A 12,074-nucleotide genomic window follows, 5' to 3' on the forward strand; every position below is an offset into this window, starting at 1 on the left:
ACTTAGCAAGCGGAGCCCATCATGGAAAAACGTGAAGAACTCTACCGCGGCAAAGCCAAGTCGGTTTACAAGACCGATGACGCCGACCGCTTGATCCTGCTGTTTCGCAACGACACCTCGGCGTTCGACGGCAAGCGCATCGAGCAGCTCGACCGCAAGGGCATGGTGAACAACAAGTTCAACGCCTTCATCATGCAGAAGCTCGAAGCAGCCGGCGTGCCGACCCAGTTCGACAAGCTGCTGGGCGACAACGAATGCCTGGTCAAGAAGCTGGACATGATCCCGGTGGAATGCGTCGTGCGTAACTACGCCGCCGGCAGCCTGGTCAAGCGCCTGGGTGTGGAAGAGGGCATGAAGCTTAACCCCTACACCTTCGAACTGTTCCTGAAGGACGACGCCAAGGGCGACCCGTTCATCAACGAATCCCACGTCGTGGCGTTCGGCTGGGGCACCGCCGAGCAACTGGCCCGGATGAAGGAGCTGTCCCTCAAGGTCAACGAAGTTCTGAGCAAATTGTTCGACGACGCCGGCCTGCTGCTGGTGGACTTCAAGCTCGAGTTCGGCGTGTTCAGCGACGGCTCCATCGTCCTGGGCGACGAATTCAGCCCGGATGGCTGCCGCCTCTGGGACAAGGCCACCAAGAAAAAAATGGACAAGGACCGCTTCCGCCAGGGCCTCGGCGACGTGATCGAAGCCTACGAAGAAGTCGCCCAGCGTCTGGGTGTGCCGCTGTAATCGACGCAAGCATCTGATAGCACGGAAAAAAATTCGCACGGGGGTTCGCTTCCGGCGAATGTGCTGGTATGATGCGCGCCACTGGAGAGATGCCGGAGTGGCCGAACGGGACGGATTCGAAATCCGTTGTACTGGCAACAGTACCTAGGGTTCAAATCCCTATCTCTCCGCCATTATTCGAAAACCCCACAGATTTGTGTCTGTGGGGTTTTTTCGTTTCCGGGATGCAAATGCTGCTTCGAAGGGCAGCAAGCGCTAGGCAAATCCGCACCGAGGCAGGCCTCCGAGCCTTGTTGTTGAGCGATCGGCAGTGTCACTTGTTTTGTGACAATTGGATAAATGGTCTATAGCTCAAGACATGTCTGCCGATAGGCAAGTCAATCCTCATGAAAGGAGCGACACCATGTTGCGGTTCTTTGCCGACCTTGGCTTCCGCTGGAAAATTACCCTGCCCATCGCTTTTCTCGTGGTGTTGCTGGTGCTCATGGGCTGGTCTGGCATGCGGGGCATCGGTGAGGTCACCGAATCCAGCACGCAGTTGACCAAGCGTTATCTGCCTGCCATCAGCCTGCTGCTCAACGCTGACCGTGATCTCTACCAGGCTTTCGTGGCCGAGCGCAGTCTGCTGGACGGCCATGCGGACGAGCACTTGAAAGCCTTGAGCGCCAGCCATGGGGAAAATACGAAGCAAGCCTATGACCGTGTCCAGAAATACGCAGCGATGCAGCCTGGGGCCGATGCGTTGGCGCTGGTGAGTCAGTTCAACGAGCGCTTTGCCCAATGGACCCAGGTTTCCCGGCGCGTGATCGAGTTGTCCGTGGGGGACCCGCAAGCGGCCAGCGCCTTGAGTTTTTCTGACAGTGAGCGTCTGTTCGAGGCGATGCGCGATGATATCGACAAGCTGGGCGAACTGGAGGAAGAGGCCTCGCACCGGGAAGGGGACGCAGCGATCGAGCGCGGTGAGGCCGTAGGGATTTTTCAAGGCGGCATCCTGCTGGTCGGTCTGCTCGGGGGCATCCTGGTGATTCTTGTCCTGCCGCTTGTGGTGCTGACGCCCATGCGTCGTCTGCTTCACCGCGTCGAGCAGATTGCCGAGGGTGGTGGCGATCTGAAAGGGCGTCTTGAAGTGCGTTCGGCTGACGAGCTGGGACAGCTTGGCACCGCCTTCAACCGTTTCCTCGACAAGCTTCAGCCACTGATCGCCGAGGTGGGCCGGGTGACCGGAGAGGTGGAGGCTGCGGCTCGTGCCATGGCCAGCATGGCCGCCACCAACGATCAATTGATCAGCAGCGAACATGCGGCCCTCGATCAGGTCAGCACCGCTGCGACCCAGATGAGCGCGGCTGTACACGAAGTGGCCCATAACGCGGTGAGTGCCTCGGACGCCGCGCAGCAAGCCAGCAGCCGCTCCCGGGATGGTGCCGAAGTCGTCACCAGCACGATCGAATCGATCCGCCAGTTGGCCCAGGAAGTGGAGAGTGCCTCGGGCACCATCGAGGCCCTTGCCCAGGAAACCTCCAGCATCGGTGCCGTCCTTGAAGTGATTCGCGGCATTGCCGAACAAACCAACCTGCTTGCACTCAACGCTGCCATCGAGGCCGCACGGGCTGGCGAGCAGGGCCGTGGTTTCGCCGTGGTGGCCGATGAGGTCCGGGCCCTGGCGGCGCGTACCCAGGATTCGACCAAGGACATCCAGGTGCGTATCGAGCGCCTGCAGAGCGGGGTCGCCAAGGCTGTACAAGCCATGCAGGTCGGCAGCAGCAAGGCCCGCGACAGTGTCGAGCGCGCTGCGGGTGTGGATCAGGTGCTCAGTGGCACCAGTGGCTCCATCGAGCGCATCAACGACATGGCCGCACAGATCGCCAATGCCTGTGAAGAGCAGAGCAGCGTGACCGAGGAGATCGCCCGGAACATTTCCGATATCCGTGACCTGTCCAACGAAGCGGCAGAGAATTCCGCCCAGAGCATGCACGCCAGCCAGCAGCTCTCCAGCCTGTCGAGGAGCCTGGCGGAACTGACCGGCCGTTTCCGCACCTGAGGCAAACGCGACAGTGCCTGTTTCCAAGTCTGACGCGGCGCTCACTCATGAGCGCCTGCGCGCCCTGCACCAGGACGGTTTCGTCCTGCTGCCCGCCGTGTTGGGCCGTTCGCAGATTGTCGACCTGCGCCGGGCCATCGACGCACTGAAGCCCATGCATTGGGACTACAGCGGCGTCATCGATCACTACAAATGCGTCTTCAATCGCGACCCGTTCTGGTTGCCCTATCTCGATGTGGACGGCGTCATCGAACTGGCGGAAGCGGCCCTGGGGGATGATTGCCATATCATCGGCCAGACCGCCTGGCGCTGCCACCCCGGTTTCGTCGGTGCCCCGTTGCACCTGGACTACCTGATGATGGAGTTGCCGCCGAGCCTGCTGCTTGATCCGGCCTTCGACTTGCCGATGCAGATTTTCACCGCCCAGTTCTACCTCGACGATATCGATGCCGATCTGAGCCCGACACGCGTCATTCCTGGCAGCCACCGGGCGGGACGCGCGCCCGTGGCAGGCGAGACGCAATGGGCGGGACGTTCCGCGCAGCCAGTGTTATGCCGGGCTGGCGACGTGCTGGTGCTGCGTAGCGAGTTGTGGCATGCCGGCAGTGACAACCGGACCGTCGACCGCTCGCGTTACCTGCTGCAAGTGCACTATGGCCGACGCATGATGGCGCAGAAGTTCTCTCCATACCTGCACTGGCAGTTCAACCCTGCCGTGCTCGCGGCCGCGACCCCTCGCCAACGGCGCCTGTTGGGCGATCATCTGGAAGCCGAATACGATTGACCCTGTTTCGTGGTCCGGTCAGATCCAGACATCGTTCTGCGCGGTTCGCTCATGGGTTTCGCCCGTGTTGATGACGCCCCGAGGTTCGATCAGCAGTACTTTCGCCTCCCGGGCGGCGCTGGGCCGATGTTCGATGCCTTTCTTGACGACATACATTTCGCCCGCGCCGATGGTCACCCAGCCGTCCCGGAAGTCGATACGGAGTTCGCCCTCCAGCACGATGAAGGTTTCATCGGTGTCGGCGTGGGAATGCCAGATGAAGTCGCCTTCGAGCCGGGCAACCTTGAATTGGTAGTCGTTCATTTCAGCCACGACTTTTGGTGCCCACTGATCCTGGAACAGGGCGCATTTCTGAGCGAAGTTGACAGGTGAATGCTGTATGGCCATCGAGGAATGCTCGCTTTGGAGTGGGGGAAGCCACACAAAGCTGTTCCCCAGGCTGGGCGGCCCGGCGAAGCAGCTTATGGGCGGTGCGCGCGACGCTGCTTCAGATCTCCTTCACAGGCGTCTCGCCTTGGACATTCTTGATCAGTCCGATGACATGCAGGCAGTCAGCCTTGTTCACATAGGACTCGCCGCTGGCGATCGTCTCGTGGTTGCCGGCCCTCAAGCGCCAGCGCCATTGGCCTTTTCCGCTGCTCTGGGTGCCTCGGGTCTGTCTGTAGATCTCAAAATACATCGATTCGCTCCCTGCGATTTACTCATTCAAGACATGTTTTGAACATGTCGTCGAAAGCCTAGCCAAGCTTAAAATTTTCGCTATCGCAAATACGTTTCCAAGGGTTATGAGATATTGCTATTCATGACAGCCTCTGGGGAACCATGGATGAACCGTAGCGAATTACGCAAGGCCGATATCAACCTGATGGTGGTGTTCGAAACGCTGATGCTTGAGCGCAACGTGACCCGGGCGGCGGAAAAGCTGTTCCTCGGCCAGCCGGCCATCAGTTCGGCCCTCAATCGATTGCGTACGCGGTTCAATGATCCGCTGTTCATTCGTGTCGGTCATCGCATGGAGCCCACGGCCCGGGCCGAGGAACTTTTCCAGCACCTTTCGCCGGCGCTGGATTCGCTGTCGGCGGCGTTGAGCCTGACCCATGATTTCGATCCCGCCAGCAGTACCATGACGTTTCGCATCGGTCTGTCGGACGATGTCGAGTTCGGCCTGTTGCCGCCGCTGCTGCACAGCTTGCGACGGGAGGCGCCGCAGGTCGTGTTCGTGGTCCAGCACGTCGATTACTGGCGCATCCCCGATTTGTTGGCAGCGGGTGATATCACCGTGGGAATCAGCCAGACCCGGGGATTGCCGGCCAACGCCAAGCGCAAGCTGCTACGGCAGATTCAGCCGCGGGTATTGCGAGCCGATGCGTCGGACTCGCCGCTGACCCTGGATGAATACTGCTCGAGGCCCCACGTGCTGGTGTCTCACACGGCGAACGTCGCCGGTCTGGCTGACGAATGGCTGGCCGAGATCGGGCGCAAGCGCCAGGTCGTGCTTTCGGTGCCACAGTACAGCGCGTTGCCGGCGTTGCTGGCGGGTACCGACCTGATCGCCAGCCTGCCGGACTATACCGCCACCGCCATGGCGGCTTCGGGCCAGTTATTCAACGAGCCCTTTCCATTCAAGACCCCGACCCTGGACCTGTCGATGGTCTGGCTGAGCCATGTCGACAACGACCCGGCCGAACGCTGGTTGCGCTCACGGCTGGAGGCGTTCATGGGCAATCGTGGGCCATCGGGACAACCCGAGCATTCCTGATCGCCTCTTGTCACGCAAGGCTGTGCCCGGGAAGCCAGGCGGGGTATGGTTGCGTCGGCTGGAATCCACATCGCCTTATTTCGAACCGGAGTCGAAACATGCCCCACCTGCACCTCGAGTACACCCCCAATCTGCCCCAGTTGAATGCCGATGTGGCTTTGCTGCGCCTGAATAATGCGCTGGTGGCGTCCGGTCAGTTCGCGGCCGAGTCGGATATCAAGAGCCGCGCCAGGAAAGTCGAGCATTTTCGGGTGGGCACCGGTCTGGGCGAGCGAGGTTTCGTGCATGTGAAACTCTCCTTGCTCAGTGGCCGTTCGCCGGAGATCAAGAAACAACTGGCCGACAGCCTGCTGGCGGTGCTCCAGGAGCTGGGCCCATGGCCGGCAGGGCTCAGCGTGCAGTGCAGCGTGGAAATGGCGGACATGGACCGGGGCTCCTACGCCAAGGCTGTCATCGAAAACTGAAACTCAGGCATCAAGCCCGGCGCAAGCCTTGACGATCTGTTCTCGCAGCCAGGCATTGGCGCTGTCCTGGTCGGCTGCCTGGCTCCATTGCATGTTCAAGGTAAACCCTGGCAGCCCCTTGGGAGCTTCGCAGTGACTGAACACCGCCTCGTCGGCCAGCAGCCTCTGGATGCGGCGAGGCAGGGTCAGGATGAAGTGGGTGCCGGTGATCATCTTCAAGGCCGCGCTGTAGCTATTGGCGCGCGCTGCAATCTGTCGCTGGTGTGCCTGCCGTGACAGCCAGCCGTCCACCATGTTGGTGGATGAGATCCAGGGCGACGGAAAAACGTGCCGGCGCTGTACGAAAGATCGAAGGTTCAATTGCGGCTCCAGTGGCGCCGCCTGCCTATCCAGCACACAGACCAGGTCATCTTCCAGCAATTGCCGGGATCTGAAGTCGGCATGGTCGCTGTGGAAGTGCGGGCCGAAGCAGATCACCAGGTCCAGGCTGCCGTCGCGCAGGCCCTGGGCGGGGATGTCCGTCTCGAGCTTGTGCATGTTTATCGCCACCGGCAGGTCCGCATAGTCGAAGTCCTGGAGCAGCTTCGGCAGGATCAGTTGTTCGAAGTATTCCGGCGCGCAGATGTTGAACGTGACGGCGTGCCGGGTGGGATCGAAGGTGGGGGCACCGTCATGGCACCGGTTGATGCTTTGCAGGATGCTGCGCACATGGTCGTACATGCCTACGGCTTTATAGGTGGGGCGCATGCCGGTGCGGGTGTTGACGAACAATTCGTCCTTGAAACAGGTGCGCAATTTCTTCAGGCAGTAGCTGACCGTTGACTGGCTGACACACAATGCCTCGGACACGCCGCTGACGCTGCTTTGCTCGTACACGGCGCTAAACACCATGAGGTCCTGCATATCCAGCTTTCTGAGGGAGTTACTGTTCAGCATCCGTTGCTTCTCGCTGTGCTCCTTGCGCGGATCTTGCGCAAACCAGACCGATGATCCTAGCGGAACGATGGTTCCAAGTGAATGCCGCGCAGGCTGTTTCACGGTCGGGAACGGGACAGATAGTGTAGGGAACACGACAGGCACGAAGACGAGTCCGGCCCGCTTCGGCTGCCGCCCCGACACTTGATGTGTGCCTCTTAAAAAATAATTTAGTAGCAACTTTTTCACGAAAAATTGATGGTGGCCTACCTAAAGTTTGTGTTGCCGTGAAAAACGAATTTTCACACTTAGTTTCGGCAGTTCTTTTTCAAAGAGCAACTTTCAGGAAGCCATCAATCATTATGCTGCCTATTAAAGCCGTGCGCCCCGAGTGGGTGACGCTGGTCGCCAGTGCCTTTTTACTCGTTGCCTTCAACACTGTTCTATGGGAGCACTTGCTGAGCATCACGGCGACCGATGGCCGGGGCATGCTGATGGGCCTGGCATTTGTCGTGATGATCTTCTGTGCCTTCAACCTGGTGCTCACCCTCGTGGCGTTCCGTCCAGTGCTCAAGCCCGTGTTGATACTGCTGTTCTTGATCAGCGCCGGCGTTGCCTATTTCATGGCCCAGTACGGTGTGCTGATCGATGCCGGCATGTTTCGCAACTTCGCCGAAACCAACGCCACGGAAGTACGTGATCTATTGTCATTGAAGTTGTTTGCCTACTTGGGATTGCTCGGCGTCTTGCCGTCCTGGTTGTTGTGGAAGATGCCAATCAATTATCGCCGGTGGCCCAGGGAGTTATTAAGCAAGTTATTGGTTGGTATGGTTTCTGCGGCCGTCATCGGTGGGGTCGCGTTGATCAATTACCAAGGATTGTCGTCATTGTTTCGCAACCACCACGAGTTGCGCCTGATGGTCGTGCCGAGCAACTACATCGGCGCCTCATTCGGCTACCTGCGTGAGCAGGTCGCGTCCGCCGAACAACCGTTCATCAGGCTGGGGGAGGATGCGAGTCGCGATCCGGCCTGGCAGACCCATGCCCGCAAGTCCCTCACCGTACTGGTGGTAGGGGAGAGCGCCCGCGCCGAGAACTTCGGCATCCTCGGCTATAACCGCGACACCACGCCGAACCTGGACCACGAGGCCGGCCTGATCGCCTTCACCGACGTGCATTCCTGCGGCACCGAAACCGCTGTGTCGGTGCCGTGCATGTTTTCCAACATGGGGCGCAAGAATTATGACGCCAGCAAGGCCAGGAACGAAGAAGGCCTGTTGGACGTGCTCAAGCGCGCCGGCCTGGAGGTGATCTGGCGGGACAACCAGTCCGGCTGCAAGGGCACCTGCGACCGGGTCACCGTTCAGGACGTGAGCAATCTCAAGGACCCGGACCTGTGCGCCAATAGCGAATGTCGCGACGAGATCCTGTTGCAGGGGCTGCAGCATTTCATCGACACCCTGGACAAGGATACGGTGCTGGTCTTGCACCAGATGGGCAGCCACGGGCCGGAATACTTCAAGCGTTATCCCAAGCAGTACGAACATTTCACCCCAGTGTGCGAAAGCAACGCGTTGAACAATTGCAGTCGCGAAAGCATCGTCAACGGCTACGACAACACTTTGGTGTACACCGATCACGTGCTATCGACCTTGATCGACCTGTTGCGGGCCAATCAGGACAAGGTCGACACGGCCATGCTGTATCTGTCGGACCATGGCGAGTCCCTGGGCGAATACAACCTGTTCCTGCATGGCACGCCCTATATGCTGGCCCCTGAGCAGCAGAAGCACGTGGCAATGCTCGCCTGGTTTTCCGACAGCTATCAGAAGTCCTTTTCGGTCGACACCCATTGCCTTCAACTGAGTCGGGAAAAGCCCCTGTCCCAGGACAACCTGTTCCATTCGATGCTTGGGTTGCTGGAGGTCAACAGCAAGGTCTACAACCCGGATCTGGACATGTTCGCCAACTGTCGCGGCGCCGTGATCGATGGAGTGCTGGCTCGCCAATGATGTTTGCTTTCATCCGGGGCGTTCAATCTTTCATCGGACCGCCCCTTTAGCGGCGGGCATGTCCGAGTGACGCCCTGACTGCTGTCGAGCAATAAATCAAAATGTAGGACTATTCTTGCCGTTGCGCAGGCGATTTCTCTCAGGCTCTTGCTCTATGGATGCTCGCAATCGCTGACGGCGATATATACTGCGCGCCATTCTTCAAGGGAGAGCCGTGTGGCCATCGATATTCACTGGATTCGCGACAACGATAGCCTCGGTCGGTTTTGCGCCGAATGGCAACAGTTGCCATTCGTCGCCCTCGACACCGAATTCATGCGGGTCGACACCTTTTACCCCATTGCCGGCCTGCTGCAGATCGGCGATGGCACGCGTGCCTATCTGATCGACCCCTTGACCATCGATAACTGGCAGCCCCTGGCGGCATTGTTGGAAAACCCGGCGGTGCTCAAGGTGCTGCACGCCTGCAGCGAAGACCTTGAAGTGCTGTTGCGCCTGACGGGCAGCCTGCCCGCTCCATTGTTCGACACCCAGTTGGCCGCCGCCTACCTGAACCTGGGTTTCTCCATGGGCTATTCGCGGTTGGTGCAGGACGTGCTGGGTATCGAGCTGCCCAAGGGCGAGACCCGTTCCGACTGGTTGCAGCGGCCCTTGTCCGAGACGCAGATCAGCTACGCCGCCGAAGATGCAGTGCACCTGGCGGAAGTTTTCGTACAACTGCGCCCGAAGCTTTCCGATGAGAAGTACGCCTGGGTTCTGGAAGACGGCGCCGAGCTGGTCGCCAACCTGCGCCGCGAAGTCGATCCTTACGAGGTCTACCGCGAAGCCAAGCTGGCCTGGAAACTCTCCCGCGCCCAACTGGCCGTGCTGCGGGAACTATGCGCCTGGCGTGAGCGGGAGGCGCGGGCCCGTGACCTGCCACGCAACCGGATCATACGCGAGCATTCCCTATGGCCCCTGGCCCGTACCCAACCGGATAACCTCGGTGCCCTGGCGAAAATCGAGGACATGCACCCACGTACCGTGCGCCAGGATGGCGAGTTTTTGCTGGACCTGATTAAACGCGCCGCCAACGTGCCGCCCGAGCAATGGCCCCCGGCCGTGCCAGAGCCGTTGCCCATCGAGGCTTCGGCGCTGGTCAAGCGACTGCGGGCACTGGGGCAGGCCGAGGCCGAACGCCTGGGCATCGCCCCGGAACTGATGCTGCGCAAGAAAACCCTCGAAGCGCTGATCAAGAGCGGCTTCCCCGAGGGTCCTTACCAATTGCCCGATTCGCTGCGTGGCTGGCGCCGCGAATTGATGGGCCAGGCACTGCTCGATAGCCTGGCCACTGCCGGAGAACAGCCTTGAAACGTATCTGCTCCATTTACCGCAGCTCGAAGAAAAACGAGATGTACCTCTATGTGCTCAAGAGCGATGCACTGGCGCGGGTACCCGAGCCATTGTTGGCTGCCTTCGGCAAGGCGACCCATGTGTTCGACCTGGTGCTGAGCCCCGAGCGACAGCTGTCCCGCGAGGACATCAACAAGGTGCTGGAGAACCTCGACACCCAGGGGTATCACTTGCAGATGCCACCGGCCGAAGACGAATACATCGAGCATCTGCCCGAAGAGTTGCTGCGCCGCAACGACCCGGTCTGACGCACCCCAGGGGCGCCTGTCCTGGCGCCTCTTGAACGATACTGGATTTCCTGGCGATTGCCGCATGGATGGAGCGACACTCTGTCGGCAGTCGTCTGCACTGTTTTTGAAAGGTTTGATTCATGCGCGTTCTGATTGCCGAACACGACCACGCGGTGTATGCCCAGTTGCTGCGCCAGGCTGCACCCGATCTCGAAGTCCTGACCAGCGGCGACTCCGCCGAACTGTCGCGCCTGGCCAGCGACTGTCCAGTCTGGCTTGGCCAGCCCGATCTGCTGGCGACGCTGTTGCGTCAGGGCCATCGACCCCGCTGGCTGCAATCGACCTGGGCAGGCATTACGCCGTTGTTGGCCGAGGGCCTGACGCGGGACTATCGTCTGACCCGCGCCGTGGGCATTTTCGGCCAGCTGATGGCCGAATACGTGCTCACCTACATGCTTGGCCATGAACGCGAAGTGCTGGCGCGGTTGGTCAGCCAGGTGGAGCGCAAGTGGGACAACCGCCAGGGGCAAGGCCTGGCGGGGCGCAAGGCGTTGATTGTAGGGACCGGCGATATCGGCCAGTGTGTGGCGAAGTTCCTCGTGCCCTTTGGCGTGCAGCTCTATGGCATCGCCAGCGAGGCACGGGAGCTGGCGCCTTTCCTCGAGGTTGGGACGATGAAGGACCTGCCGCGCCTGGTCGGTGAGGTGGACTACGTCATCAACCTGCTGCCCAACACGCCCCAGACCCACGACGTGTATGACACGGCGCTGTTCAGGCAATTCAAGCCTACCGGGCTGTTCATCAATGCCGGTCGCGGCGTGGCCGTGGTGGACGCGGACCTGGTGCAGGCCTTGAAGGACGGGCACCTGGCCGGCGCGGTGATCGACGTCTGCCGCCAGGAGCCGCTGCCGCAGCGTCACCCGTTCTGGACGGCATGGGGCCTGTTGCTGACCGGTCACAGCTCGGCACCGACATCGCCTCCGATGCTGGTGCAATTGTTCCTGGAAAACCTGCGGGCCTATCAGGCGGGCGAAGCCCTGCGCGGGGAAGTGGACTTCGCCCGGGGTTATTGAGACGGCCGGACCGGTCGTGGGAGCGCATTCGCCCCCACGCTGGCGCAGGACTACAGGGTGAAATCGCCTTCGGCCACCAGCTCGCTCAACGGCCGGCGCGGGCTTGGGGTTTCCCGGGCCTGGAGGTATTCGGCCAGGGTGGACTTGTCCCCCAGCTTGCCGATCGCCACGGCCGCGTGCAGGGCGTAGCCCTGGGGAATCTTCAGTTCCTGGCGGGTCAGTTCGTGGTCGAAACCGGCCATGCCGTGGGTATGCCAGCCACTGAGGCTGGCTTGCAGCGCCAGGTGACCCCAGGCCGCTCCCGTATCGAAAGTGTGGCTCTGAGCCGGGGTTTCCTCGGTGGCACCGGGTACTGCGAAGGTGGTTTTCGAGACGACGATCACCAATGCCGAGGCGTGCTGGGCCCAACTGCGATTGAACTCGTTGAGCAGGCCCAGGAAGCGCTCCCAGTTCGGCGTGTCGCGGCGTGCGTAGAGGAAACGCCAGGGTTGCGAGTTGTAGGCCGACGGCGCCCAGCGCGCGGCTTCGAAAAAGCCCATCAGGGTTTCTTCGGCAATCGGCTCGCCGGTGAACGCGCGCGGAGACCAGCGTTCGATGAATTGCGGGTGGATGGCGTAATCGGCGATGCGGGGATTGGCGCTCATGAAGATGACCTGCTCGGGTTCGGGACGG

13 protein-coding genes and 1 tRNA gene are annotated in these 12,074 nt (G+C 60.7%); 10 read left to right on the forward strand and 4 right to left on the reverse strand.

Annotated features, from left to right (window positions below; all coding sequences use genetic code 11):
- Positions 1-21 precede the first annotated feature (21 nt).
- The 4 genes from purC to BT179_RS21620 all read left to right on the forward strand — a co-directional run bounded on the left by purC (position 22) and on the right by BT179_RS21620 (position 3,557).
- Complete coding sequence (gene purC / locus BT179_RS21605) at positions 22-735, forward strand: phosphoribosylaminoimidazolesuccinocarboxamide synthase (protein ID WP_016963914.1); 714 nt, start codon at positions 22-24, stop codon at positions 733-735.
- Positions 736-818: 83 nt separating this feature from the next.
- Positions 819-908: transfer RNA gene (locus BT179_RS21610), tRNA-Ser, on the forward strand.
- A gap of 230 nt (positions 909-1,138) precedes the next feature.
- Positions 1,139-2,773, forward strand: coding sequence for a methyl-accepting chemotaxis protein (locus BT179_RS21615; RefSeq protein ID WP_072398700.1), 1,635 nt, complete (start codon positions 1,139-1,141; stop codon positions 2,771-2,773).
- Positions 2,774-2,786: 13 nt separating this feature from the next.
- Positions 2,787-3,557: a phytanoyl-CoA dioxygenase family protein gene (locus BT179_RS21620; RefSeq protein ID WP_072398701.1), complete on the forward strand. Its 771-nt coding sequence runs from the start codon at positions 2,787-2,789 to the stop codon at positions 3,555-3,557.
- 18 nt (positions 3,558-3,575) lie between these two features.
- On the opposite strand, the gene BT179_RS21625 is transcribed toward BT179_RS21620, so the two are convergent.
- Both BT179_RS21625 and BT179_RS21630 read right to left on the reverse strand, forming a co-directional pair.
- Positions 3,576-3,944: a cupin domain-containing protein gene (locus tag BT179_RS21625; RefSeq protein ID WP_072431922.1), complete on the reverse strand. Its 369-nt coding sequence runs from the start codon at positions 3,942-3,944 to the stop codon at positions 3,576-3,578.
- A 100-nt stretch (positions 3,945-4,044) separates the two neighbouring features.
- Entirely contained in the window at positions 4,045-4,236 is a 192-nt protein-coding gene (locus BT179_RS21630; protein ID WP_041023896.1) for a YegP family protein, read from the reverse strand.
- A gap of 147 nt (positions 4,237-4,383) precedes the next feature.
- On the opposite strand from BT179_RS21630, the gene BT179_RS21635 reads away from it, so the two are divergent.
- Together BT179_RS21635 and BT179_RS21640 are read left to right on the forward strand one after the other, a co-directional pair.
- Positions 4,384-5,316, forward strand: a complete 933-nt coding sequence (locus tag BT179_RS21635; RefSeq protein ID WP_072398703.1) for a LysR family transcriptional regulator — start codon at positions 4,384-4,386, stop codon at positions 5,314-5,316.
- Between the two features lie 98 nt (positions 5,317-5,414).
- Complete coding sequence (locus tag BT179_RS21640; RefSeq protein WP_072398704.1) at positions 5,415-5,780, forward strand: 5-carboxymethyl-2-hydroxymuconate Delta-isomerase; 366 nt, start codon at positions 5,415-5,417, stop codon at positions 5,778-5,780.
- A 3-nt stretch (positions 5,781-5,783) separates the two neighbouring features.
- Here BT179_RS21640 and BT179_RS21645 read toward each other — a convergent pair whose 3' ends face one another.
- Positions 5,784-6,716 carry a LysR family transcriptional regulator gene (locus tag BT179_RS21645; RefSeq protein WP_072398705.1) on the reverse strand — a complete coding sequence of 311 codons (933 nt, stop codon included), beginning with the start codon at positions 6,714-6,716 and terminating at the stop codon, positions 5,784-5,786.
- A 341-nt stretch (positions 6,717-7,057) separates the two neighbouring features.
- On the opposite strand from BT179_RS21645, the gene BT179_RS21650 reads away from it, so the two are divergent.
- The 4 genes from BT179_RS21650 to BT179_RS21665 all read left to right on the forward strand — a co-directional run bounded on the left by BT179_RS21650 (position 7,058) and on the right by BT179_RS21665 (position 11,402).
- Complete coding sequence (locus BT179_RS21650) at positions 7,058-8,707, forward strand: phosphoethanolamine transferase (protein WP_072398706.1); 1,650 nt, start codon at positions 7,058-7,060, stop codon at positions 8,705-8,707.
- Positions 8,708-8,923: 216 nt separating this feature from the next.
- Positions 8,924-10,057, forward strand: coding sequence for a ribonuclease D (rnd, locus tag BT179_RS21655; RefSeq protein WP_072398707.1), 1,134 nt, complete (start codon positions 8,924-8,926; stop codon positions 10,055-10,057).
- Positions 10,054-10,347 (forward strand): YcgL domain-containing protein, encoded by a 294-nt coding sequence (locus tag BT179_RS21660; RefSeq protein ID WP_053155846.1) that lies wholly within the window; start codon positions 10,054-10,056, stop codon positions 10,345-10,347. Before rnd ends, BT179_RS21660 begins: the two co-directional genes overlap by 4 nt.
- A gap of 122 nt (positions 10,348-10,469) precedes the next feature.
- A complete protein-coding gene (locus BT179_RS21665) occupies positions 10,470-11,402 on the forward strand; it encodes a D-2-hydroxyacid dehydrogenase (protein ID WP_072431923.1) in 933 nt (310 codons plus the stop codon).
- 50 nt (positions 11,403-11,452) lie between these two features.
- On the opposite strand, the gene BT179_RS21670 is transcribed toward BT179_RS21665, so the two are convergent.
- The gene (locus tag BT179_RS21670) at positions 11,453-12,046 is read right to left on the reverse strand and encodes a nitroreductase family protein (protein ID WP_072398710.1); all 594 of its coding nucleotides are present in this window, start codon (positions 12,044-12,046) and stop codon (positions 11,453-11,455) included.
- Between the last annotated feature and the right edge of the window lie 28 nt (positions 12,047-12,074).

It is taken from the genome of Pseudomonas sp. NFACC43 (assembly GCF_900119645.1).
Classification (GTDB): Bacteria; Pseudomonadota; Gammaproteobacteria; order Pseudomonadales; family Pseudomonadaceae; genus Aquipseudomonas.

Excerpts from the sequence above, each read along its gene's own strand:
- BT179_RS21635 (WP_072398703.1), top strand. The coding sequence starts at position 4,384 with ATGAACCGTAGCGAATTACGCAAGGCCGATATCAACCTGATGGTGGTG.
- BT179_RS21670 (WP_072398710.1), bottom strand. The coding sequence starts at position 12,046 with ATGAGCGCCAATCCCCGCATCGCCGATTACGCCATCCACCCGCAATTC.
- BT179_RS21665 (WP_072431923.1), top strand. The coding sequence starts at position 10,470 with ATGCGCGTTCTGATTGCCGAACACGACCACGCGGTGTATGCCCAGTTG.
- BT179_RS21650 (WP_072398706.1), top strand. The coding sequence starts at position 7,058 with ATGCTGCCTATTAAAGCCGTGCGCCCCGAGTGGGTGACGCTGGTCGCC.
- BT179_RS21640 (WP_072398704.1), top strand. The coding sequence starts at position 5,415 with ATGCCCCACCTGCACCTCGAGTACACCCCCAATCTGCCCCAGTTGAAT.
- BT179_RS21630 (WP_041023896.1), bottom strand. The coding sequence starts at position 4,236 with ATGTATTTTGAGATCTACAGACAGACCCGAGGCACCCAGAGCAGCGGA.
- BT179_RS21625 (WP_072431922.1), bottom strand. The coding sequence starts at position 3,944 with ATGGCCATACAGCATTCACCTGTCAACTTCGCTCAGAAATGCGCCCTG.
- BT179_RS21615 (WP_072398700.1), top strand. The coding sequence starts at position 1,139 with ATGTTGCGGTTCTTTGCCGACCTTGGCTTCCGCTGGAAAATTACCCTG.
- purC (WP_016963914.1), top strand. The coding sequence starts at position 22 with ATGGAAAAACGTGAAGAACTCTACCGCGGCAAAGCCAAGTCGGTTTAC.
- BT179_RS21645 (WP_072398705.1), bottom strand. The coding sequence starts at position 6,716 with ATGCTGAACAGTAACTCCCTCAGAAAGCTGGATATGCAGGACCTCATG.